This window comes from Ruegeria sp. CDSA020 (genome assembly GCF_059612345.1).
The window spans coordinates 288,304-311,911 of record NZ_JBXWQK010000006.1 but is presented as its reverse complement, the minus strand read 5'-3'; the positions used below and the strand labels follow the sequence as shown (position 1 = coordinate 311,911).

The 23,608-nt window shown below is 57.9% G+C and carries 22 protein-coding genes; 8 read left to right on the top strand and 14 right to left on the bottom strand.

Going from position 1 to position 23,608, the window contains the following annotated elements:
* Positions 1-161 precede the first annotated feature (161 nt).
* Positions 162-749, top strand: a complete 588-nt coding sequence (locus AC2FJW_RS13090) for a uracil-DNA glycosylase family protein (RefSeq protein ID WP_282027571.1) — start codon at positions 162-164, stop codon at positions 747-749.
* The gene (locus tag AC2FJW_RS13085; protein ID WP_281972684.1) at positions 742-1,530 is read left to right on the top strand and encodes an SseB family protein; all 789 of its coding nucleotides are present in this window, start codon (positions 742-744) and stop codon (positions 1,528-1,530) included. Before AC2FJW_RS13090 ends, AC2FJW_RS13085 begins: the two co-directional genes overlap by 8 nt.
* 45 nt (positions 1,531-1,575) lie before the next feature.
* On the opposite strand, the gene yghU is transcribed toward AC2FJW_RS13085, so the two are convergent.
* Complete coding sequence (yghU, locus tag AC2FJW_RS13080; protein ID WP_496750274.1) at positions 1,576-2,454, bottom strand: glutathione-dependent disulfide-bond oxidoreductase; 879 nt, start codon at positions 2,452-2,454, stop codon at positions 1,576-1,578.
* 246 nt (positions 2,455-2,700) lie between these two features.
* On the opposite strand from yghU, the gene AC2FJW_RS13075 reads away from it, so the two are divergent.
* Positions 2,701-3,219 (top strand): YHS domain-containing (seleno)protein, encoded by a 519-nt coding sequence (locus tag AC2FJW_RS13075; RefSeq protein WP_496689615.1) that lies wholly within the window; start codon positions 2,701-2,703, stop codon positions 3,217-3,219.
* Between the two features lie 53 nt (positions 3,220-3,272).
* Here AC2FJW_RS13075 and AC2FJW_RS13070 read toward each other — a convergent pair whose 3' ends face one another.
* Positions 3,273-3,944, bottom strand: coding sequence for a J domain-containing protein (locus AC2FJW_RS13070; protein WP_282021502.1), 672 nt, complete (start codon positions 3,942-3,944; stop codon positions 3,273-3,275).
* Between the two features lie 214 nt (positions 3,945-4,158).
* Positions 4,159-5,025 carry a methylenetetrahydrofolate reductase [NAD(P)H] gene (gene metF / locus AC2FJW_RS13065; protein ID WP_496706658.1) on the bottom strand — a complete coding sequence of 289 codons (867 nt, stop codon included), beginning with the start codon at positions 5,023-5,025 and terminating at the stop codon, positions 4,159-4,161.
* Between the two features lie 93 nt (positions 5,026-5,118).
* Between metF and AC2FJW_RS13060 the strand changes: the two genes are divergently transcribed.
* Both AC2FJW_RS13060 and AC2FJW_RS13055 read left to right on the top strand, forming a co-directional pair.
* Positions 5,119-6,024 carry a LysR family transcriptional regulator gene (locus AC2FJW_RS13060; protein WP_496701538.1) on the top strand — a complete coding sequence of 302 codons (906 nt, stop codon included), beginning with the start codon at positions 5,119-5,121 and terminating at the stop codon, positions 6,022-6,024.
* 96 nt (positions 6,025-6,120) lie between these two features.
* Positions 6,121-6,906, top strand: a complete 786-nt coding sequence (locus tag AC2FJW_RS13055) for an inositol monophosphatase family protein (protein WP_496750273.1) — start codon at positions 6,121-6,123, stop codon at positions 6,904-6,906.
* A gap of 54 nt (positions 6,907-6,960) precedes the next feature.
* On the opposite strand, the gene bhcD is transcribed toward AC2FJW_RS13055, so the two are convergent.
* The 4 genes from bhcD to bhcA are packed head-to-tail and all read right to left on the bottom strand — an operon-like array spanning position 6,961 to position 11,303.
* Complete coding sequence (gene bhcD / locus AC2FJW_RS13050) at positions 6,961-7,941, bottom strand: iminosuccinate reductase BhcD (protein ID WP_496694735.1); 981 nt, start codon at positions 7,939-7,941, stop codon at positions 6,961-6,963.
* Positions 7,942-7,954: 13 nt separating this feature from the next.
* Positions 7,955-9,118: a 3-hydroxy-D-aspartate aldolase BhcC gene (bhcC, locus tag AC2FJW_RS13045; RefSeq protein WP_496750272.1), complete on the bottom strand. Its 1,164-nt coding sequence runs from the start codon at positions 9,116-9,118 to the stop codon at positions 7,955-7,957.
* Between the two features lie 11 nt (positions 9,119-9,129).
* Positions 9,130-10,101 carry a beta-hydroxyaspartate dehydratase BhcB gene (gene bhcB, locus AC2FJW_RS13040; protein ID WP_496694737.1) on the bottom strand — a complete coding sequence of 324 codons (972 nt, stop codon included), beginning with the start codon at positions 10,099-10,101 and terminating at the stop codon, positions 9,130-9,132.
* A gap of 11 nt (positions 10,102-10,112) precedes the next feature.
* Positions 10,113-11,303, bottom strand: coding sequence for an L-aspartate--glyoxylate aminotransferase BhcA (gene bhcA, locus AC2FJW_RS13035; protein ID WP_496750271.1), 1,191 nt, complete (start codon positions 11,301-11,303; stop codon positions 10,113-10,115).
* Between the two features lie 189 nt (positions 11,304-11,492).
* On the opposite strand from bhcA, the gene AC2FJW_RS13030 reads away from it, so the two are divergent.
* Positions 11,493-12,335 (top strand): IclR family transcriptional regulator, encoded by an 843-nt coding sequence (locus AC2FJW_RS13030; protein WP_496750270.1) that lies wholly within the window; start codon positions 11,493-11,495, stop codon positions 12,333-12,335.
* Here the strand turns inward: AC2FJW_RS13030 and AC2FJW_RS13025 are convergent.
* Both AC2FJW_RS13025 and putA read right to left on the bottom strand, forming a co-directional pair.
* On the bottom strand, positions 12,300-13,043 hold the full coding sequence (locus tag AC2FJW_RS13025) for a rhomboid family intramembrane serine protease (RefSeq protein WP_496694740.1): 744 nt from the start codon (positions 13,041-13,043) through the stop codon (positions 12,300-12,302). The genes AC2FJW_RS13030 and AC2FJW_RS13025 overlap by 36 nt on opposite strands.
* Positions 13,044-13,085: 42 nt before the next feature.
* Positions 13,086-16,487: a bifunctional proline dehydrogenase/L-glutamate gamma-semialdehyde dehydrogenase PutA gene (gene putA, locus AC2FJW_RS13020; RefSeq protein ID WP_496750269.1), complete on the bottom strand. Its 3,402-nt coding sequence runs from the start codon at positions 16,485-16,487 to the stop codon at positions 13,086-13,088.
* A gap of 108 nt (positions 16,488-16,595) precedes the next feature.
* Here putA and AC2FJW_RS13015 point away from each other — a divergent pair, with 108 nt between their 5' ends.
* Positions 16,596-17,078, top strand: coding sequence for an Lrp/AsnC family transcriptional regulator (locus AC2FJW_RS13015; protein WP_496750268.1), 483 nt, complete (start codon positions 16,596-16,598; stop codon positions 17,076-17,078).
* Between the two features lie 30 nt (positions 17,079-17,108).
* Entirely contained in the window at positions 17,109-17,675 is a 567-nt protein-coding gene (locus tag AC2FJW_RS13010) for a tetratricopeptide repeat protein (protein WP_271949329.1), read from the top strand.
* Positions 17,676-17,722: 47 nt separating this feature from the next.
* Here the strand turns inward: AC2FJW_RS13010 and AC2FJW_RS13005 are convergent, their stop codons facing one another.
* The 5 genes from AC2FJW_RS13005 to AC2FJW_RS12985 form a co-directional block, all read right to left on the bottom strand.
* A complete protein-coding gene (locus AC2FJW_RS13005; RefSeq protein ID WP_496750267.1) occupies positions 17,723-19,612 on the bottom strand; it encodes a PhoX family protein in 1,890 nt (629 codons plus the stop codon).
* 206 nt (positions 19,613-19,818) lie between these two features.
* Entirely contained in the window at positions 19,819-20,814 is a 996-nt protein-coding gene (locus AC2FJW_RS13000; RefSeq protein WP_496690979.1) for an ABC transporter ATP-binding protein, read from the bottom strand.
* Positions 20,811-21,845, bottom strand: coding sequence for a Gfo/Idh/MocA family protein (locus tag AC2FJW_RS12995; protein ID WP_496750266.1), 1,035 nt, complete (start codon positions 21,843-21,845; stop codon positions 20,811-20,813). Before AC2FJW_RS12995 ends, AC2FJW_RS13000 begins: the two co-directional genes overlap by 4 nt.
* Positions 21,842-22,681, bottom strand: coding sequence for a carbohydrate ABC transporter permease (locus AC2FJW_RS12990; RefSeq protein ID WP_496750265.1), 840 nt, complete (start codon positions 22,679-22,681; stop codon positions 21,842-21,844). Before AC2FJW_RS12990 ends, AC2FJW_RS12995 begins: the two co-directional genes overlap by 4 nt.
* A 10-nt stretch (positions 22,682-22,691) precedes the next feature.
* Positions 22,692-23,606, bottom strand: coding sequence for a carbohydrate ABC transporter permease (locus tag AC2FJW_RS12985; RefSeq protein WP_142636674.1), 915 nt, complete (start codon positions 23,604-23,606; stop codon positions 22,692-22,694).
* Positions 23,607-23,608: the final 2 nt, after the last annotated feature.

Here is a 23,608-nt window from a genome sequence, read left to right as displayed (position 1 = left end):
GCCATATAGGCCACATTATGTCGAATTATGAAACAAATGATCAATGCGTTCCGGGGGTCGTTTTTGGTAATGTGACTTTTGCATCTGTTGGTGTCTGGAAGTGTGTTACTTATCTTGCTTTACGAACACCAACCATCTGATGCGGCACTGATTGCGATCTCATGAACCCACTCGAAAAAGAAATAGAGGCCTGCCGTATTTGTGCCGACCGATTTGCGGCAACCGAAACCGCGCATGAACCAAGACCCATTGTCTGGTTCCGCAAAGACACGCCTATTTTGGTCTGTGGTCAGGCTCCGGGGGCACGTGTGCATGCGTCGGGTCGCCCTTTTACCGACCCTTCCGGTGATCGGCTTCGGGCGTGGTTGGGTGTTGATGAGGAGCTGTTTTATGACCGTTCACGTGTCTCGATCGTTCCAATGGCGTTTTGCTTTCCCGGCTATGATGCGCGCAAGGCAGATTTGCCTCCTCCGCCAGTATGCGGTCAGACTTGGCATGATCGGGTCATGGCGGATCTTGGGCCTGTGCCGTTGACCATTCTTGTCGGGGGGCACGCCCATAGATATCACCTGAAGTCACGTGGGTCAGTCACCGAAACCGTCCGCAACTGGCGGGACTATGCGCCGCGGGTCTTTGCCTTGCCTCATCCGTCCTGGCGGAATACGGCATGGATGAAGAAAAACCCGTGGTTCGAAGCCGATCTGTTGCCGGTTTTGCGCGCACGGGTGCAAGAGGTTCTGAATGACTGAGATTTCGGCTCTGGACGCCGCCCATGCCGCGGCTGAGGCCGCTCCGCAGGATGATGCGGCCCGTCTGCGTTTCTTTGAGCGGCTGGCTGACAGTGAGCTGTTCCTGATGCTGACGGAAGAGGCAAAGAACGAGAATATTTCGCCCGAATTGTTCGACGTGGCAGACGGGCGTTTTGTGCTGGCTTTCGATCGCGAAGACCGGCTGGCCCGCTTCGCAGACCGCCCGGTACCCTATGTTGCGCTGTCGGGGCGGGTTTTATCGTCTATGTTGTCGGGGCAGGGGATCGGGCTGGGGTTGAACCTTGAGGTTGCCCCGTCCTCGATGTTGATCCCGCCCGAGGCATTGGGCTGGTTGGTGGAAACTTTGCAGCATGGTCCCGAAGAGGTGCAACAGCACCTGTCCGAGTTCTTGGCTCCATCGGGGCTGCCTGACGAACTGCTGACAGCTTTGGACGCCAAGCTGGCTACGGCCATTGGGTTGGCGCAAGCCGCCTATCTGGTCAGCACCAAAACGGCTGAAGGTGGGTTCGGGCATTTGCTGGGTTTTGTCGATGCCGTCGAAGGGGCAGAGGCAGCTCTGGCTAAGGCCGCGTCCGAAGCGCTTACCTTTTCCGGGGTCGAAGCTGGGGCAATGGACGTAGGTTTTTTCAAATCAAGTGACACGGCCGCAGCGTCTTTGGCGCGGGTGGGTTTGCGGTACGATCTGCCGCAGCCTGAGGCGCGTGTGAATGCGCATATCGCTCCTGGGCGCGATCCGGATAAACCGCCTTTGCTTAAGTAATGGCAGAATGGGGCTTCGCAGATTGATCCGCGAAGCCCGGTTTGTTTACTCGGCTGCCGGCTCCAGCTTGTCCTGTGTGCGCGTTTCAAAGTCGCCGGCCTCGTGGCGTTCGTGAAGCTGTGTATGCTTTTCGCCGAAGGCACGATTGACCATGCGACCGCGTTTCACGGCGGGACGGGCGTCAATCTCCTTGGCCCAGCGCATGACGTTCTTGTAGGATTCGACGTCTAGGAACTCGGCTGCGCTGTACAGGCGCCCAAGAACCAGTTGTCCGTACCAGGGCCAGATCGCGATATCGGCGATAGAGTAATCCTCGCCTGCGATATAGGTTTTCTCGGACAGCTCCCGATCCAGAACATCCAGCTGCCGCTTGGTTTCCATGGCAAAGCGGTTGATGGGATATTCCCATTTCTCGGGCGCATAGGCGTAGAAATGGCCAAACCCGCCACCCAGATATGGTGCACTGCCCATTTGCCAGAAAACCCAGTTCATCACCTCTGTCCGTTCTGGCCCGGATTCGGGTAGGAATGCGTTGAACCTTTCAGCTAGGTGAAACAGAATTGAGGCACTTTCGAACACGCGCACTGGTTTTTCACCGGACCGATCCCACAGGGCAGGGATCTTCGAGTTCGGGTTGGCCTCTACAAAGCCCGAACTAAACTGATCTCCCTCGCCGATGTTGATCAGCCAAGCGTTATACTCGGCCTCTTCATGGCCTAGCGCCAGAAGCTCTTCCAGCATGACGGTTACTTTTACCCCGTTCGGAGTGGCAAGCGAATAGAGCTGCAGAGGATGGTGCCCAGCAGGCAAATCCTTGTCATGAGTTGCCCCCGCAATCGGGCGGTTGATATTAGCGAATTGTCCGCCGTTTTGGCTGTCCCATGTCCAGACCATCGGGGGCGTATAGGTCGATTGCTCGCTCATTTCTTGCCTTTCTCAGCAAAGTTCGGGTGAATTATCCGTTCGCTTCAACAGCTAATATTGCAAAGGGCAAAGTCCAACCCTGCCCGTTGGGAAGATTTTGTAACATTCAGTGCAAAAGACTTCACGTTTTCTCATTCGATGTCACAGCGACGCGAGCGGGACTGCGTTCGATCGAGGAATCACCTATTCTCTGCACAGCCCCGTATTCCGGGCCGATCATCCATCCAATAAAAAAGGACCGCCCTTATGAAACGACTTGCCTGGACCTTAGCTGCGACCTTGGCATTTGCCATGCCTGCCCTTGCAGGTGATCAGTATGTGGACGGCACCGGCTATGCGGTGTCGGGATATGACGTGGTTGCCTATCGCAGTCTGGATCAGGTTGCTGTCGGTCAATCACAGCCCGAAGCCGTCCGCGGAAGGTCAGATATTACGGCCGAATACAACGGCGTTACCTGGGCATTCTCGACCGAAGAGAACCGGGACAAGTTCTTGGAAAACCCTGCTTATTATGCGCCGCAATATGACGGTCACTGCGCCTATGGCGTGTCACGCGGCGGTAAGGTGCCTGCGAACCCGAACCTGTGGCGGATTGTTGATGACAAGCTGTATCTGAACATTACCGATGTGGTTGTCGGGTTCTTTGAAGAAGATATTCCCGGCAATATCAATCTGGCTGAAGGAAACTGGCCGGGCATCGAGGCCGACGGGGCCTCCAGCAGCGTGATCCCGAAGTTTACCTCCGAAGGCCCTGTCGCAAACTGAGATTTCTGCAACGGATGCAGAGCCCGGCATTGATTTGCCGGGCTTTTTGTTTGTCATCCGGCCAACCAGTACTCATCCTGTGTTTGCTGGTCGGCGTTGAATCTGATCCGTACGCTGCGGGCGCCCGGAAATTTCTTGGTCGCAAGCGCAACGGGTACGACAACTTCGCCAGTGCCCGCATCTTTGGACTGAAAGCTCAGAATCTCTGTCTTGACGCGCTTGGAGCCAGCAAGAACACTTGTCGGCAATGCGACGCGGTTAGCACCTTCGCAGACAGGTGCGGAAATGAAATAAGTCAGGTTGCGGCCATGCAAGCCGACAGCGTCCGGAATGTGGTCAGCATCTTGCAGGCGATCCGCATCTTGACTGTCCGCTGGGGTGTCCGGGGAGTCCTGCAAGTGGGGCAGCGCCGTATTCAACATTGCACGACAGGCATCAATATCTTGGGTTTCCAGCTGAATAACGCGTTTGCGCAATCGGGGGCGGCGTGGTTTCCCCGCCGCCGAGCCCGCCAGACCTTTCCCGGCCAGCCCCTCGCTGCGCAGCAAATCATAGGCCGCCTTGGCGTTGGCCAAGGCCGCACCGTCTCCGCCATTCTTATCGGGGTGGGCTTCGAATGCGATGTCGCGCCAGGCTTCTCGAATGTCATCTGAACTGGCGCTTTGAGCCAGACCAAGTGTGCCGAATGCATTGGCGCGGGCACTAACCTTGTCAAAAGGTTCCATACTAAATTCACTCATAAACAAACTATACGGCCCCACAATGAATGGGCGGTTGCTAAAGTCAAATTTGTAACAGAATTGAACGGTTTATCGCGACAATGATTAAGGCTTCAGTTGGATTGTTCAAGTGGCCCCTGTTAGGCAGGGCAATCCCAACTTGTTCCACAAAAACACCCTGGGTTTTAGCCCCGGGTGCACAGTCTGAAACAAGCGGATATCAAGCGACGTTCTGAAGCTCGGCCTTTGGTGTGACTCCAAGGGCAAAGCACACATCCCGGGTCAGTTCCGGCCGGTTCAGGGTGTAAAAGTGGAGCTTGTCCACTCCGCCCTCGATCAGGTCTGAACAAAGTTCTGTGCACAATGCGGTGGCCAGCAGGTCTTCGCGGTCGTCACGAATGGCCTTCTCAAAGGCATTCTCGATCCAATCCGGAATATGTGTCCCGCATCTGCGGGCAAAGTTGCGCGCCCCTTTCCAGTTTTCGATTGGCAGGATGCCCGGAACGATGGGCTTGTCGATTCCTGCCTTTTCACAGGCATCGCGGAAACGGAAAAAGGTCTCGGCCTCAAAGAAGAACTGTGTCAGGGCTTCGTCGGCCCCAGCGTCCAGCTTGGCCTTTAGCCAATCGACATCGGCGGAAAAATCCCGTGCTTCGGGGTGTTTGTCTGGATAGGCGCCAACACGGATGCTGAACATCTCGGTTTCTGCCAGTGCTTCGATTAATTCGACCGAGTCCGCGAACCCTTCCGGGTGCGGCGCGAACCGATCCTGACCCTTGGGCGGATCGCCGCGCAAGGCGACGATGTTCTCCACGCCCGCCCGAGCAAAGGTATCTGCGATTTCCAGTGTTTCCTGACGTGACGCATCCACACAAGTCAGATGTGCAGCAACAGGCAGGCCAGAGGACTTGTGCAGTGTGGCCACCGCATCGCGCGTCAGCTCGCGCGTGGTGCCCCCCGCGCCATAGGTGACAGAAACAAAGCGCGGTTCAAGCGGTGCCAGTGTTTGCACCGTATCCCAAAGGCGGAATGAAGCCTCAAGTGTCTGTGGCGGGAAAAATTCAAATGAAACTTCTGGTCTTGTCATCTCGGCCTCACGGGTGAAATCTCTGACCCTTGTGCCAGCTTACGCATTGTGAGACAAACTCATATTATTCAAGAACAACATGAGCTCCACGCAATGCATATCGAATTCCGCCACCTGCGTACGATCAAGGCGATCCATGAATGTGGCGGGCTTGCCCGTGCCGCAGATCAACTGAACATCACTCAATCTGCGTTGAGCCATCAAATCAAAGGCCTAGAGGATCAGGCCGGGGTCGAATTGTTCTTGCGCCGGTCCAAACCGATGAAACTTTCGGCGGCCGGTTTGCGGCTGTTACGCCTGGCCGAGCAGATCCTGCCGCAGGTCGAGGCGACACAGCAGGAGTTCTCTTCTTTGCGCGACGGGCGCACGGGCCGTATGCATATCGCCATTGAATGCCACGCCTGTTTTGAGTGGCTGTTCCCGGTGCTGGAATCCTTTCGTAAATCCTGGGGCGATGTGGATGTCGATATCCGCCCCGGCCTAGCCTTTGATGCCTTGCCGGCTTTGCAAAAAGAAGAGGTCGATCTGGTCGTTTCCTCGGACCCAGAAGATCTGCCCGGTGTCGAATTCATCGAACTCTTTGACTATGACGCAGTGTTTGTCGCGGCTTCGACACACCCGCTTGCCCAGAAAGAGTTCATTGAGGCCGAAGATTTTCGGGGCCAGACCCTGATTACCTATCCGGTCGAACGTACACGGTTGGATGTATTCAGCCAGCTGCTGATCCCTGCGCGGGTTGAACCGGCCGCAATCCGGCAGGTTGAGCTGACCGCTGTGATCCTGTTGCTGGTCGCGTCGAACCGGGGGATTTCGGTGCTGCCGGACTGGGTCGTGCGTGAGGTGAAGTATAATTCCGACTATGTTACCCGCCCGCTGACCAAGGCGGGCGTAACACGTCGCCTTTATGCTGCAGTGCGCACCGAGGACCTTGAGAAACCCTTTGTGCAAGAGCTGATCAAGCTGGCCAAAACCGAGGCGCGCAAGCTGCAGGAGCAATAGGCACAAAACGCGGGACTGCTTTGCGTATCATTCCTCTTGGCAAGGGCGCATTGCCCCAGTATACGCGCGGTTTGACCGGACAGGAGCCTTTGGACAATGGTTGGCAGTGCAAACCTCAACATCATGATCAAAGCCGCGCGCAAAGCGGGGCGTTCACTGGTCAAGGATTTTCGTGAAGTCGAGAACCTTCAGGTGTCGATGAAAGGCGCCGGGGATTTTGTGTCCAAGGCAGACATTGCAGCCGAGGCGATCCTGAAAGAGGAACTGCTTGGCGCGCGCCCGACCTATGGCTGGCTGGCCGAAGAGGGCGGCGAGATTGCCGGCGAAGATCCCACCCGCCACTGGATTGTGGATCCGCTGGATGGCACCACGAATTTTCTGCACGGCCTGCCGCACTGGGCGATCTCGATCGCGTTGGAACATAAAGGCAAAATTGTTGCCGGTGTGATCTATGACGCCGCCAAGGACGAGATGTTCTTTGCAGAAAATGGCGAAGGCGCCTGGATGAACGACACCCGTATCCGCGTTTCGGGTCGTCACCGCATGATCGAGTCGATCTTTTCGACCGGGCTGCCTTTTGGCGGACGGTCTGACTTGCCTGCGACCCTGCAGGATCTGGCGCGTCTGATGCCAGTCTGCGCCGGTGTACGTCGGTGGGGCGCAGCAGCGCTGGACATGGCTTATGTTGCTGCTGGCCGGTATGAAGGCTTTTGGGAACGCCGTCTGAATGCCTGGGATGTTGCCGCCGGGATCATCATCGTGAAAGAGGCTGGTGGCTTTGTGCAGGCTTTGAACCCGGAAGGTAACGTGCTGGAGGATGGCGAGGTCATCTGTTCCAACGAGCCCATCTTTGATCAGTTTTCCAAGGTCATCCGGGGCTGAGCCACCAACAGACAGGTCAAGCAAGCGCGCCCGATTGAGGCGCGCTTTTTCGTTTCAGAGGGTCGCGCGCTGGGCTAGATCGGCCTCTTCAGCCAATCTTGCAGCGACAGAGGCGACTGCAAGATCCTGCAACCCGACCCCGGTTCCATCAAACAGAGTGATCTGATCGTCGCTTGTCCGACCGGGGTGGTCACCATTGATGACGGCGCCGATGGGCGCGATTGCATCCTCGGTCAAGGCGCCAAGGCTGATGGCATGTTGGGCCTCGCCGATTGTCACGGACTGGGCGACCTCGTCGGTAAAGACAGACGCCGCGGCGACGAGATCCGCGTCAACCTCCTGTTTGCCTTTGGTGTCGGTGCCCATGCAAGCCAGATGCGTGCCGGGCTTGATCCAGTCTTTCATCAAGAGCGGCTCAAAAGCCGAGGTGATGGTGATGATCACATCCGCTTGTGCGCCAAGCTCCTGTTGGCTGACGGCCTCGAATTCCAACCCAACCTCAGTGGCCACAGCTGCAAGTCGGGGCAGCATGTCGGGATGCGGGTTCCAGGCAATGACCTTTTCGAAGTCGCGCTGTTCCGCCGCCGCCCGCAGCTGGAAAGTTGACTGATGTCCGGCCCCGACCATACCAAGTACTCTTGCGTCTTGCCGCGCCAGATGCGCGATCGAAACCGCCGAAGAGGCCGCTGTGCGCACCGCTGTCAGGTAATTGCCCCCGACAAGCGCGGACAATCGCCCGGTATCGGGGTCGAACAGAAACACCGTGGATTGGTGGTTGGTCAGGCCCTTCGCCGCATTGCCCGGCCAGTATCCACCGGATTTGAGGCCCAGCACCTGACCGTCGCGGTCAAATCCCGATTTGAACCCATAGAGTGCGTCGGCATGGCCCAAAGCCTCGCGGATAACGGGAAAGTTCCACGCGCCACCTTTAGCCATCGCACTGAACACAGCTTGTACAGCGTCAAAGGCCTGCTGGCGTCCTACCAGTTTCTCACACAGATCTTCGCCTACAATCAGCAGGCCGTCGCTTTTCATAACATCCCTCATCTCAATAGGCTTTCCCGCGGGCCGAGACCGGCCACAGGGCTTCGACTTTGCCGCCCCGTACGCCCACGTACCAATCATGGACATTGCAGGTGGGGTCACAATGGCCCGGCACCAACCGCAGCTTGTCATTGACCTTCAGTACGCCGTCTGGATCCCCGATAACCCCATGCTCGTCCGAGCACTTGAGGTATTCGACATCATCACGCCCGAACACAAAGGGCAGGCCGCTATCGACCGACTGCGCCTTGAGGCCGGCGTCGCAGATGGCCTTGTCTGCTTTGGCGTGGCTCATGACGCTGGTCAGGATGAACAGCGCATTTTCCCATTCACCCTGATCAATCCGCTGGCCGTTCTGATCCAGAATCCGCCCATAATCCGCGTCCATGAAGGCGTAAGAGCCGCATTGCAATTCGTTGTAAACGCCCGAGTTACTTTCGAAGTAATAGGAACCGGTGCCGCCGCCCGAAACCAGTTCGCACTCGATCCCTTCTGCTTTCAACCCGGCGACAGCGTCTTTGACCATGGCAATGGCAACATCCAGCTTCTCTTTACGGGCCTCATAGGTGTCGAGATGTTGCATCGCACCCTGATAGGCCTGAATGCCGGTGAATTTCAGATTTGGTGCTGCTTGCACAGCTTTGGCAATCTCGATGACCGCCGGTGTCGTGGTTACACCACAGCGCCCTGCGCCGCAGTCGATCTCGATGAACACTTCCAGTTCTGTGCCGTGACGCGAAGCGGCAGCCGACAGGTCGGAGATATTGTCGATATCGTCCACGCAGACAATGATACGCGCGCCGAAATTGGGCAGCCGTGCCAGTCGGTCAATCTTGGCCGGGTCGCGCACCTGGTTGGATACAAGGATGTCCGTAATGCCGCCACGGGCAAATACCTCGGCTTCCGACACTTTCTGACAGCAGACGCCGACCGAACCGCCCAACCGTTCCTGCAGCTTGGCCACATCGACCGATTTGTGCATCTTGCCATGAACACGATGGCGCATCCCATGGGCCTTTGCGAAATCGCCCATCTTTCGGATGTTGCTCTCTAGCGCGTCCAGATCAAGGATCAGGCAAGGCGTCTGTATCTCGCTTTCGTCCATGCCGATCGCGGCAGGGATGTCGAAGCCGACCTCGAGGTCTTCAAAATTTACGGTCTTGTTCATGTTGTTTCTCCTTACCCTTTCAGCCAGGGCAGTTTGTCCAAGTCTACATTGCCACCGGTCACGATGACGCCAATGCGCTTGCCTCGGAAAACCTCTGGGTTCTTCAAAATGGTTGCCAGAGGAACCGCCGAAGACGGCTCCATCACCACGCGCAGGTGCTTCCAGGTCAGTTTCATCGCTTCGATGATTTCCTCTTCCGAGGCGGTAAAAATATCGGTCACGTGGTTGGATACGAAATGCCAGGTGTTTTCTTTCAGGGGCACCAGCAGCCCATCCGCGACTGTCTTGGGGGCGTCATCTGCGATGATATGACCGGCCTTGAAGGACCGGTAGGCGTCATCCGCCTGTTCCGGTTCCGCTGCATAAATTGCGGTCTCGGGCGCAAGGTTCGAAACCGTCAGACAGGTGCCTGAAATCATGCCGCCACCGCCGATGGGCGCGATAACGGCGTCCATTCCACCAGTCTGTTCCAGCAGTTCGGCGGAGCAGGTGGCCTGACCGGTAATCACACGCGGGTCGTTATAGGGGTGAACAAATTCGCCACCGGTTCGGGCCTGAACCTCGGCAAATGTTGCTTCGCGCGAGCTTGTCGAAGGGTCACATTCGGTGATTGTACCGCCATATCGGCGAACTGCATCCTTCTTGGCCTGCGGGGCTGTGCGCGGCATGACCACGTTGCACGGAATACCGCGGCGGCCGGCCGCATAAGACAAAGACAAGGCGTGGTTGCCGCTGGAATGCGTGCAGACACCCTTGGGCATCAAATGGTCTGCAAGGCCGAATACAGCGTTGCAGGCCCCACGCACCTTAAAGGCCCCGGCTTCTTGGAAATTTTCGCATTTAAAGAACAGCTGCGCGCCGGTCAGGTCATTCAGGTGGTCCGAAACCATGACCGGAGTTCGGCGGATATGCGGTTTGATCCGATCATGCGCGACTCGCATGTCCTCGATCGTCAGATCCGCGGCAGAGGGGTGATCCAACATTGTCATTCTCCTTACGCCGCGACCTCGGTTCGGTTGCCGGGTGTGGCGCGAAAGTGTTCCTGGGCTGCGGCGACGCCAGAGCCCAATGTGATCGGATAGCTTAGATCGGCCATTGCCATCTCGATCGTACAGAGCCCGGACAGGACCATCGCATCTGTCAGACTGCCCAGATGCCCAATACGGAACGCCTTGCCGTGCAACTGGCCCAAGCCAACACCAAAGGACATCCCGTAGGTGTTAAAGGCATGGTCGGTCAGAATGTTGCTGTCGAACCCTTCGGGCACGTAGATTGCGCTGACCGTGTCCGAGTAAAGTTCTGGCGATTGAGCAACCAGTTCCAGCCCCCAAGCATCGACGGCGCGCCGGACGCCCTCGGCAAGCCGATGATGACGGGCGTAAACATTCGGTAAGCCTTCTTCAAACAGCATCTTCAGGCTTTCACGCAGCCCGTAGATCAGTTGCAGGGGTGGTGTATAGGGAAACCCTCCGGTCGCATTGGCCGCCATCATATCCCGGAAATCGAAAAAGGTCCGGTGCAGCTCTGCGGTTTCCATCGCGTCCAGCGCTTTCTGGCTGACGCAAAGGATGGCCATGCCAGTGGCCAGCATGAATCCCTTCTGCGATCCCGAAACCGCGATGTCGACGCCCCAGCGGTCGAACTCAAACGGTACAGAGGCCAAAGAGCTGACGCAGTCCACCATCAAAAGCGCCGGATGATTGGCGGTATCCATCGCCCGCCTTACAGCCCCGATATCCGAAAGCACCCCTGTCGCCGTTTCATTATGAGTGACCAGAACGGCGCGAATTTCATGCGCTTTGTCCCCAGTCAGAACCGTCTGAAATTGGTCAGCGGGAGCGCCGCTGCCCCAAGGGCAGTCGATGACCTGAACGTCAAGCCCGTGACGTGTGCACAGATCAATCCAGCGGTGGCTGAAAACGCCATAGCGCGCTATCAGGACCTTATCACCGGGGCTGAGCGTGTTGGTGATTGCAGCCTCCCATCCACCTGTGCCGCTGGCGGGAAAGGTAACGATCTGGGCCGCAGCGGTATCAAAGACCTTCTTGGTGTCTTCCAGTACGGGTGCAAATGTCTGGACAAAGTCCGGCGCGCGATGATCCTGCGTCTGGACCTGCATGGCCAGGCGCAATCTATCAGGTATGTTGGTCGGGCCGGGAATGAAAACCGGGTTTTGGTTCGACATGGCTTGTTCCTCTGCTTTGGAGATAAGTGTCTGGGAAAAAGCTGCATTACGCAATTTTCTTGAAAAATATTTTCATTTATTGAAGATAAATATTAAGCTACTGATATATTAAACTTTTCCGTTTTTCATTTTTACGTACAAGAAATCCGGACGCGAGAAACTTTGGACAGCTGAAAGGAAATGCCTGGGATGGAAACGCAGAAAAGGCCACGCGGCAGACCAAAATCGCTGTTCAAGGAAAGCTCGGCCGGGACCATGCAATCGCTGGATCGGGCGCTGAGCGTTTTGACCACAGTGGCCCGTCTGGAACGCGCAGCACTCAGCGATTTGGCGCGCGAAGTTGATGTGCCCACGGCCACAACACATCGAATTCTGGTGACGCTGCAGAAGCACGGTTTCGTCGCCTTTGATGAAGAGCGTCAAGAATGGATGATCGGGATCGAGACCTATCGCACCGGAGCGTCCTTTCTACGCCGTAATGGTGTTATCGAAATCGGAAGGCCCATTTTACGCCGGCTGATGCAAGATAGCGGCGAGACGGCGAATCTAGCCGTTCCGGACGGGGCCGAAGTGGTGTTTGTGGGGCAGGTCGAAACGGCCAATCCGATCCGGGCCCTTTTTCCTCCGGGCGCGCGGACACCGATGTATGCCTCGGGCACCGGTAAGGCGATCTTGGCCGCGTTGAACGAGGCTGCATTGATCAAGGCGCTGGGCACGTTGGACACAAAGGTCTTCACGCCTCAAACACTGGTGCCCGGCGATGCACTACAAAGCGATCTTGATCAGACCCGGGCCCGCGGGTGGTCGCATGATCGGGAGGAACGATACGAGGGGATGTCATGCATCGGTGCGGCCATCTTCAACGACCGGGGGGAACCCTGTGCGGGCATTTCCGTATCTGGCCCTACCGCCCGGTTCAGCACTGAACGCGCGCCGGAATTGGGCGGATTGGTACAAGCCGCCGCGCAAGAGGTTACCTTGCTCAGCGGTGGGCGCTTACCGGCGCGGGATGCGGGGGATGCGGGATTGTGACAGCTTGTATTTGTGCTCTGGATGGGGCGGATGCCCATGGGTGCGGTTCCAATAGTCACTCGCACCGCGCCGCAACCAAAGGGGTATGCACAAGAGCAAACCAACAAGGAAGCCCCCGGTATGGGCCCAATAGGCGACGCCGCCCTCGTCGGGGTTGCTTGACAGGCTCCCAATGAACTGCATACCCAGCCACACGCCTAGCATGACAAACGCCGGGATCGAGAAGACACGAAAATAGATCACCAGAACAAGCAGGATGTCCACGCGCGCTTTGGGGAACATCAACAAATAGCCACCCATGACGCCAGCTATTGCGCCAGACGCACCAATCGTAGGGACCAGAGATTGTGGCGCTGTGACGACGTGGATCAGACCGGCCCCGATACCGGCGGCAAGATAGAACAGCAGAAAGGGCAGGTGGCCCATCTCGTCTTCGAGGTTGTCGCCGAAGATCCACAGGAACAGCATGTTTCCTGCCAGATGCATCCAGCCGCCATGCAGGAACATCGAGGTCACGAGGGTCTCAAGCGTATAGCCGTCCGTAATCCGGGCGGGCACCACCGCAAAGTCGGTATACAGCTGGGTGATCAGCCGCTGGTTCTCCATGCTTCCCGCATAGCTGAGGAAAATCAGGATATTTGCAGCCATCAACAGATAGATGACATACGGTGTGCGTCCCGAAGGGTTATGGTCACGAATTGGAAACATGGTGCGACGCTGGGCGGTTGGCTGCCCAGCGTCAAGGCCTGTTTAGGCCGCACCCCCCAGCAATGCGGCATTCCCACCCGCAGCAGTGGTGTCGACACAGACATGTCGTTCTCCCAGAACGCGGGTGCGATCTGGCAGGCCGGGGATCAGAGGGATGATTGGGCCTGCACGCCGGGACAGATGACGCTCGATTTCCTGACCGGTTGCGTCGTCGCCCCACCACAATACGCCCGAGAATCCAGTCAGGTTTTCAAGCCGGTGCAGGTCTAACGCGCCGATAGCAGTGATAGCCCGCCCGCCCAGTGCTTTGACCGCGTTGGCCTGCGCTTGTGCGGCTTCAACTCCGGGGCCCATACACAATAGCGGTGCGCGTGAGAATTCACTCAGGCGGTTCGATTCACCCGTCGGACCGGGCAGCAACCGGGCTTTGATCTCAGCAGATTTTCCTTCTGGCAATGGTAGATCGGTTATATCGGTGGACCATTGCTCGGGACTGACCTTCCGGTCCGGGGCGCAGAAACGGGTCAGGTAGTTCGGCCCGCCCGCCTTTGGGCCGGTCCCCGACAGGCCCTCGCCGCCAAAGGGTTGCGATCCAACTATGGCGCCGATCTGGTTGCGATTGACGTAGATGTTTCCGGCATGAACAGCTTCGGTGATGTGCTGAACGCGGTCGTCGATCCGTGTGTGCAGGCCAAAGGTCAGCCCGTATCCTGTGGCGTTGATATCGGCGATGATCTGATCCAACTCCGAGGAATTGAACCGCACTACATGCAGGACGGGGCCAAACACCTCGCGCTCCAACTCGGCAATGCCGGGGATTTCGATAAGGGTTGGGGCGATGAACGTGCCGTCGCCAGGGACGGACATCTCTTTCAGGACACGCCCTTCGGACCGTGCCAATGCGATGTGATCAGCGATTCCAAGGCGGGCATCTTCGTCGATCACGGGGCCGCAATCGGTTGAAATCAGCCAGGGATCGCCAACCAGCAGCGCGTCCATGGCCCCTGTCAGCATGGTCAGAAGATCATCGGCAATGTCTTCTTGGACATAAAGACAGCGCAACGCCGAGCACCTTTGTCCCGCTGATTGGAATGCGCTTTCGATGATCGACTGAACCGCCTGTTCGGGCAGGGCGGTGCTGTCCACGATCATCGCATTCAAGCCACCGGTTTCCGCGATCAGAGGCGTTCCCGGTCGCAAGTTTCCGGCCATGGCCGCACGGATTTTCAGGGCGGTCCCGGTCGAGCCGGTAAAGGCCACTCCCGACACCCTCGGGTCCGAGGTCAGGGCTGCGCCCACCGATGGACCGCCCGGCAGCAACTGTAGCGCCCTGCGTGGCACTCCGGCCTCGTGCAGCAATTCAACGGCGCGATGCGCGATCAATGGTGTCTGCGGTGCGGGCTTTGCCAATACCGCATTCCCAGTGGCCAAAGCGGCGGATATTTGACCGGTGAAAATGGCCAGCGGAAAGTTCCACGGGCTGATGCAGGTGAACACACCCGCTGGTTCTGCGTCGGGTATATTCGCCGCATAATAGCGCAGGAAATCTACCGCCTCGCGCAGTTCGGCGACTGCATCGGGCAGGGACTTACCAGCCTCACGGGCCAGCAGGGCGAAAAGCTCACCGAAATGGGTCTCGTAAAGGTCGGCGGCGGCGTTCAGAACCTGCGAGCGTTGATCTGCCACTACCTGCCAGGGGGTGGCTGCAGTCAAAGCAAGCTCGACATCTTGTGCGCTGGCCGGGGCAACAGCACCGGGGCGATCCCGCGACTGTGCGGGGTTGACGATGGGCTGATCGTCATCGGGCCGCGCATCGCCGGACAACAACGGGCGCGCATACCAGTGATGCGTCCGAAACGCGTCCCGCGCGGCGTTGACCCGGTCCAAAGTGGGAATGTGCCGTAGGTCAAACCCCTGCGAATTGGGCCGCTCGGGTTGAAACAGCTCGGGTCCGGTTGGAATGGGGAGCGCCGGTTCGAGGAGAGTGAGAAACGGATCGGCTGCAACCTCCTCCGGGGGAACAGTATCATCCACGATTTGGTTCACGAATGAAGAGTTCGCACCATTCTCAAGCAGTCGCCGCACCAGGTAGGCCAGCAAGTCACGATGGGCCCCGACAGGCGCGTATATGCGGCAGCGTGTGTTGTTTGCGTCCTTAACCAGATGGTGCAGGGTTTCCCCCATGCCGTGCAGGCGCTGGAATTCGAAAGGCTGATCAGTGGCCATCTGAAGAATGGCGCTGACCGTATGGGCGTTATGGGTGGCGAACTGCGGGTAAATCCGGTCGGTCATACCCAGCAATTTTCGCGCATTGGCGATATAGGAGACATCGGTCACGGCCTTGCTGGTAAACACCGGAAAACCCTCGACGCCTTCTACCTGAGCGCGCTTGATCTCGGTATCCCAATAGGCGCCTTTGACCAGCCGCACCATCAGTTTGCGGTCATAACGCTCGGCCATTCCATAGAGCGCGTCCAGTGCGATTCCAGCACGCGGACCATAGGCCTGAACCACAATTCCGAACCCGTCCCATCCTGCGAGTGCAGGCTCGGCCATCACCGCTTCGATGACCTGCAGGGACAGCGACAGGCGGTCGGCCTCTTCGGCGTCGATATTCAGGCCCATGCCAGCGGCTTTGGCCAAAAGGCACAGGGCGCGCAGGCGGGGGACAAGCTCGGCCATCACACGCTGTTCCTGGGCCAGCTCATACCGGGGGTGCAGCGCCGACAGCTTGACCGAGATGCCCGGATTGGCCCGAATGTCATCATGGGTGCAGGCCTCTGCAATGGCGGTGATGGCACGGGAATAAGACAAATGATATCGGGCCGCGTCGGCCTCGGTCCGTGCGGCTTCACCCAGCATATCGTAGGAATAGGTATAGCCCTTGGCCTCCATCCCGCTGGCACGTTCCATGGCCGACTGGATGGTCTCGCCCAGCACGAACTGACGGCCCATTTCCTTCATTGCGCGCCCGACGGCCGTGCGGATAACCGGTTCACCCAGTCTTTTGATCGCACCTCGCAGGGCACTGACAGGCGAGGGCTTGCCGTCGTCGAGAACTTTACCGGTCAGCATCAGCGCCCAGGTCGAGGCATTCACCAGCGGCGAGGAGGATTGCCCAAGATGCTTGCCCCAGTCGGACGGCGCGATCTTGTCTTCGATCAGTGCGTCGATCGTGTCGGCATCCGGAACGCGCAGCAGCGCTTCGGCCAGACACATCAGCGCCACACCCTCGTCGGTGGACAGGCCATATTCGGCCAGAAAGACCTCCATCATGCCGGGCGACGTGCTGGATCGGATATCACGCACCAGCTGGGCGGCCGCCGAACAGATTTGGGCGCGATCAGTTTCAGACAGCGCGGCATGATCGATAAGATTGTCGAGAACGGCGGTTTGATCAGCGTAGGTTTGGCTGTCGATATGGGTGCTCAGGCTGTGTGACATGAATCCTCCAGGCTTTTGTTGAATATAATGTCGATTTCTCAGGACGATTGCCGTATTTTTTAATTCATCTGGTCGGATAGACTGTATTTAGGGGATAATGCCGTGCAAATGAACTTTCCGAATTTGGATCGGTTTGATCGAGCGATCTTGGCGATTCTCTCAGAGGATGGGCGCATATCAGTTGCCGACCTTGCGCGGCGGATCGGGCTGTCGAAATCCCCAACCCAGGCGCGTCTAAAGCGACTTGAGGCTAGCGGGGTGATCACCGGGTATCGCGCCCTACTGGACCCGATCCGACTGGGGCTGGACCATGTGGCTTTTGTCGAGGTGCGCCTGACCGACACGAGAGAGAAGGCACTGGCCGAGTTTAACGCCGCAGTCCGCAAGGTGCCCGAAATCGAGCAAGCCCATATGATCGCGTCGAATTTCGACTATCTGCTGAAAATCCGCACTGGTTCAATGTCGGAATACCGCGCCGTTTTGGCTGAGAAGATATCCTCGCTTCCGCATGTGGCGAATACCTCGACCTTTGTGGCGATGGAGGCAGTTAAGGAAACCGTTGTTTCAGGCGCTTTGGACAGGGTGGGTTGACGAATTGCGCAAGCGCGTCACCATACGCGTATGAAGCGTTTTGTGTTCCCTCTGCTAGTGTTGGCGGCCCCTCCGGGTGTCGCCTGGTCTGAAGAATGCCCGTCCTCGCCGGATCATACCGAAAGCATCTCGGCCGTAATCGCGCAAATTCAGGATGTTGGAAACGAGGCCGAAGCCCAGACATTTTCCAATCAATTATGGGAGTTCTGGACCGATGCGCCCGACGCTGTTGCGCAGGCCGTGCTGGACCGGGGTATGACCCGCCGCAGTGGCTGGGACCTTCGGGGCGCCATCGAGGAGTTTGACAAGCTCATCGAATACTGCCCGCACTATGCCGAGGGGTACAATCAGCGCGCCTTTGCATATTATCTTAGCCAGGATTTCGCATCTGCGTTGCCGGATCTGGACAAGGCGATCGAGCTGTCTCCGAACCATGTCGCGGCGATCAGCGGGCGCGCCCTAACGCTGCTTGGCTTGCATCGGATTGATGAAGCCCGTGCGGCACTGTCACATGCTTTGGAGCTTAACCCCTGGCTGTCCGAGCGCCACCTGATGGCTCCGGGCGGACCGTTGGAGCCGCCGGGTAAGGATATCTGAGGAATAGACCTCCCCGACCCATAGGACCGGGGACAATCTGGAACAGCTTAACCGACCAGCCCGTTGTCGGTGCGCTTGATCGTGATCACCGACGAGCGCGGTGTGCCTCCATCCGGCCATTCGCTGCCGGGATGCTGAATGCCGACAAACATGGTGCGCAGATCGCTGGACCAAGCCAGCCCCGTGACCTCACATCCTTTCGGACCGGTCATGAAACGGGCGATTTCGCCAGTGACCGGATCGCCGACCAGCATCTGGTTGTTGCCGTGGCCTGCAAAGTCTTCTTCGTTGTCGTCATTGCCGTCGGTCTGGATCCAGACCAGACCAGTCGAGTCAATGGTCATTCCGTCGGGTGAGTTGAACAGGTTGCCCTCGTTCACATTGGCCGACCCGGCGCGGGCGTCAGAGTGCACCGTCGGATTTCCCGCCATGACATAGAGATCCCAGACGAACGCGTCGGCTGCGTGATCGTCATCGGCGGGTTTCCAGCGGACAATCTGGCCGTATTTATTGGCTTCACGCGGGTTGGGGCCGTTGGTCGACGTATCATCACCCCCGGCATTTGGTTTCACGCCGCGGTTCTTGTTGTTGGTCAGGCAGCAATAGGCTTCGACCGCTACCGGGCTGGACGCGACCCATTCAGGGCGATCCATGGTCGTGCCACCCGCCTTGGACGCCGCCATTCGGGTGAAGATCGCAATATCCGCCGCATCCATGCCGGTTGCATCCGGCGTCAGCGGCAGCCAGGTGCCTGTCATGTCGTCATTGAATTTCGCCACGTAAAGCGTGCCGTCGTTCAACAGGCTCTGGGTTTCGCCGCCGGGCTGATAGGTTCCGTTCGAGACGAATTTGTACAGATACTCGCCCCGCTCATCATCGCCCATATAGACAACCACGCGGCCATCAGCGGCCAGAGTCACCTCGGCATTCTCATGCTTGAAGCGACCCAGACCAGTGTGTTTGACCGGGGTGCTGTCCGGTTTGGTCGGGTCGATTTCGACGATCCAGCCCACCCGGTGCGGCTCATTGGGGTTTTTGGAGGTATCGAACCGTGGGTCGAACAGCTCGTAGCCGTTCCAGCTTTCGGCTTTGACACCATAGCGCTTGAAGCCGTCCGCGACCTTCTGATCGTAGCTGGCGTTTTCGTCGCTGGAGCCGAAATAGCCGTTAAAGTTCTCTTCACAGGTCAGATAGGTGCCCCAGGGCGTCTTGCCTGCACCGCAGTTGTTCATAGTGCCCAGCGAGGTTGTGCCGGTCGGGTCGGCCTCGGTCTTCAGCAGGTCGTGGCCAGCGGCGGGGCCGACGATAGCCATCGGCGTGTTGTGGTGAATGCGCCTGTTGAACGGGCTGTCCTTGACCACCGACCAACCTTCGGGGCCTTCGGTGATTTCCATCACGGTCACGCCTTGCAGGTTCTGCAGTTTGCGCACGTCGTCAGCACTGGCCGGAACACCTTCCCGCGCGGCTGGCAGGTTGATTTTACCGTTCGGATATTCGTGATTGATCGCAATCAGCTCATGACCCTGGAAGGTAAAGGTCTCCATGCCGTCGGTATTCTCGCCAAAGATGCGGTCCGAGTTCTCAACCGGGCCGCCCTCGGCGAGGTCATAGCCATCGGCATCCGAAAACAGTGGATCACCCCAGCGCATCAGGATCTGCCAGTCGTACCCTTCGGGCACATGGACGGTGCCGTCGGTCTGTGCGGCGATTGGTGTGAAGGCAAAGCGGGATGCAGCCTGTGCCTGCGCCGAGGTCGAGCCAAGCAGGCCGGTTCCCAACGCAGCCGCGCCAGAGCCGAAAGCCACGACGCCGGACAGAAATCCACGGCGGGAAATGGCGCTTTCGACGACACGGTCAAAGTCGTTTTCTTCGGGGCGGGGGAAATGCAGCTCGTCCCAGTCGTCGGCGGAAAGTGTGGTAGGGTCAACGTCTTTCATGGATTGCTCCTGGCTGTCTGTGAAAAGTCGATGAAACGGATTTAGGGGGCATTTGTGACAGGGTAATAACAGCACCATTAACAATGATGCCGGGATACTCAGGAAACAGATAAACTTTGGATGCGTTAGGATACGCCGATGTGATCAGCCCGTCAAAACGGGCTGATCACATCTTGTTATTATTGGCTTTTTGACAGGAAAAGCGGTCAGGTAAGGCGCTGACCGTCCGCATTGAACCGATAGGCCTTGCCCGGAGAATAGGCGAAACGCAATTCCTGCCCTTCGGATATCGCATGCTGGCCAAACAGCCGGGCGGTTATGGCGTGTTCGTTGATCTGCGCGATGACATTTGTGTCTCCGCCCAGCTTCTCAACATGGCTGACGCGTGCAGTAAGCGGGCCGTCATCTGCAAGGAACAGATCCTCGGGCCGAATGCCGATCGTGTTCTGACCGCTTTCGTTGAGCAATCCTTGAGGCAGGAAATTCATTGACGGCGAGCCGAGGAACCCTGCCACGAACTGGTTCGCGGGATTGTTATACAGTTCCATCGGGCTACCGATCTGTTCTACCCGGCCGTCACGCAGAACAACGATCTTGTCGGCCAGGGTCATGGCTTCGGTCTGGTCGTGGGTAACATAGATCATCGAGGCGTCCAGTGCGCGGTGCAGATTGGCGATCTCGATCCGTGTGTTCATCCGCAGCGCGGCGTCCAGGTTGGACAGCGGTTCGTCAAACAGGAACAGTTTAGGTTCGCGCACAATGGCGCGACCAATGGCAACCCGTTGCCGCTGACCGCCTGAGAGTTCGGACGGGAAGCGGTCCAGATAGGGTTCCAGGTTCAGCATCCGGCTGGCTTTGGCCACGCGGCCTTCGATTTCCGATTTGGGCTGCTTTTCCTGCTTCAGCGCCAGGGTCATGTTGCCCCGCACGCTGAGATGCGGATAAAGCGCATAGCTTTGGAATACCATCGCAATGCCGCGTTTGGACGGTGGCACCAGATTGACCTGCTGCCCGCCAATGTTGATCTCACCGGACGATGCATCCTCGAGCCCCGCAATCACCCGCAACAGGGTGGATTTGCCACAGCCCGAAGGGCCGACAAAGACGACAAACTCGCCGTCTTCGACTTCAAGCGTGATGTCTTTTAGGACATGCACATTGCCGAAGGATTTATTGATTTTGTTCAGCGTCAGGGCGGTCATGTCGCTTGCTCCTCAAAGGAAACGGGCTGGCCAGTACGGATGCTTTCATCTGCGGCCAGGCAAATGGCAAGGGATTGGACAGCGTCATTCATATGACGCGTCAGGTCTATGTCTTCGGCGATGGCGCGCAGCATATAGCCCTGTTCGGCATCGCAGAGTTCCTGGTGACCGGGTTCACCGGGCATGTCGATTGTGTGGTCGCCTTGCGGTGTGTGGACTAGCAGACCGCCAACCTTTGTGTGGCCGTCGATATCCGCCGAGGCGCCCTTGTTCCCGTCGGTGATCGAGACCGAACCGTTGGGCGACACTATATCTTTCACGAAGAATGCGGTTTCCGACATCATTGGGCCCCAGCCGGCCTCATACCAGCCGACCGAGTCGTCATTGAAAACCACCTGAAATTGCCCGTAATTGTACATGTCGGGCGCGATCTCATCGGACAACCGCAGACCCATTCCGTGGACACGGACGGGCCGGGCATCAGTGATCTGGCACATCACATCGACATAGTGAACGCCGCAATCCACGATGGGCGAGGTGGTCTGCATCAACGCTTTATGCGTCTCCCATTCCGCACCGTTGGATTGCTGGTTCAGGTTCAGGCGGAATACATAAGGCCCACCCAGTTTGCGGGCCTCGGCAATCAGCCGCACCCACGAGGGGTGGTGGCGCAGGATGTAGCCAACAACCAGCTTGCGGTTCAGTCGGATGGCGGTTTCGACCACGCGCCGCGCATCAGCGACATTGGTGGCCAGCGGTTTCTCTACAAAGACATGCGCCCCGGCTTCCATCGCCGCACAGGCATAATCCGCATGGCTGTCGGAATATGTGGCGATCACGACCAGATTCGGGTTTGTTTCGGCCAGCGCGGTTTCGAAATCCGAATAGGCAGGATAATCCGCCAGATCGGGGTGATCCACGCGCCCGGATCGGTTCACCAGCCCGGCAATTTGCACGTCCGGGTGATGGTGATGGGCCAGCGCGTGGCTGAACCCCATATTGCCAAGACCTGCGATCAGAACACGTGTCATTTGACAGCCCCTGACGTGATGCCGCGGATCAGCTGGCGTGAGAATATGACATAGAGAACCAGGACCGGCAGGATTGCCATCGACAAGGCTGATAGGACCGCGTTCCAGTCGGTGACAAATTGACCGATAAAGACCTGGCTGCCCAGCGTCAGGGTCTTGGTCTCTTCGGCGGGGGCCAGGATCAGCGGGAACCAAAGGTCGTTCCAGATCGGGATCATGTTGAACACCGCCACCGTCGCCATGGCGGGCCGCACCAGTGGCAGCACCAGGCGGAAGAAGATCGTATATTCCGACAGCCCGTCGATGCGCCCGGCGTTTTTCAGATCGTCACTGACCTGCCGCATGAATTCGGAAAGGATGAACACAGCCAGCGGCAAACCCTGTGCCGTATAGACCAGGATCAGCGCCCAAAGTGAGTTCACCAACCCGGTCGCCACCATCATCTCAAGGATTGCGACAGTGCCTATGCGGATCGGAATCATGATCCCCAGTGCCAGATACAGGCCCATCAGCAGGTTGCCTTTGAACTGGTACTCGGACAGCGCATAGGCCGCCATGGCACCGAACAGCAGGATAAAGAACAACGACGCCACGGTGACGATCATCGAGTTCTGAAAGTAGAGGAAGAAATCCCCCTGCTTCATCACCGTCTCATAGCCGATCAGCGAAAAACTGTCTGCGTTGGGCAGGGCCAGCGGTTCGCGAAAGATCGACCGGCGGGTTTTGAAGCTGTTGATCAGGATCACAAAGACCGGGAACAGAGCGATCAGTGTATACAGCATCAGCCCAGCGTGCATCGCTACGGTGTTGAGGGGGTTATGGCGTGCTTTGTTCATCCGTTTGCCCTCACAGTTGATACCGGCGCATCCGGGTCTGGATGCCGAACAGATAGATGCAGACGCCCACCAGGATGATTGCGAACATGGCCCCGGCGATGGCGGACCCCATATGCGGGTCGCCCAGCTGCAACTGGAAGCCAAAGAAGGTGCGGTACATAAAGGTGCCCAGAATATCGGTTGAGAAATCGGGACCGGCCAGCGCGCCTTGAGAGGCATAGATCAGGTCGAATGCGTTGAAATTACCCACAAAGGTCAGGATCGAGATGATCCCGATCGAGGGCAGGATCAGCGGTAGTTTGATCTTCCAGAAGGCCGAGGCCCCGGTGATGCCGTCGATCTCTCCAGCCTCAAGGATTTCTTCGGGGATGGTCAGCAGGGCGGCATAGATCAGCATCATCGGGATGCCTACGAACTGCCAGACCGAGATCAGCGCCAGCGTGGTCAGTGCGTATTCCTCTTTTCCCAGCCACGGCGCAAAGAGGGACTTCAGCCCAACAGCATCCAGCATCGAAGGCGCAATGCCCCAGATCGGCGACAGGATCAGTTTCCAGGCAAAGCCCACGATTACAAAGCTGAGGATCGTAGGAATAAAGATCGCCGAGCGATACAGGGCAGCAAACCGTAGACGGGGGTGGCTGAGAAGGGCGGCCAGCGCGATGCCGATCGGGTTCTGAACCAACATATGGATCAGGAAGAACCAAAAATTATTACCCAGAGCATTCCAGAACTGATCCGACCAGTTGGGATCGAAAAACAGCGTCCGGAAATTCTGCAATCCGACAAACACGCGAGCCTGATCAACCTCTGTATACAGTGCAAGGCGCAGTGTGTTGAACAGCGGGAAAATCATCACAGCGGTATAGACGAGTACGGCAGGTGCCAGAAATACAACGATATGCCAGCGGATGCGGGGGCGGGTCATGG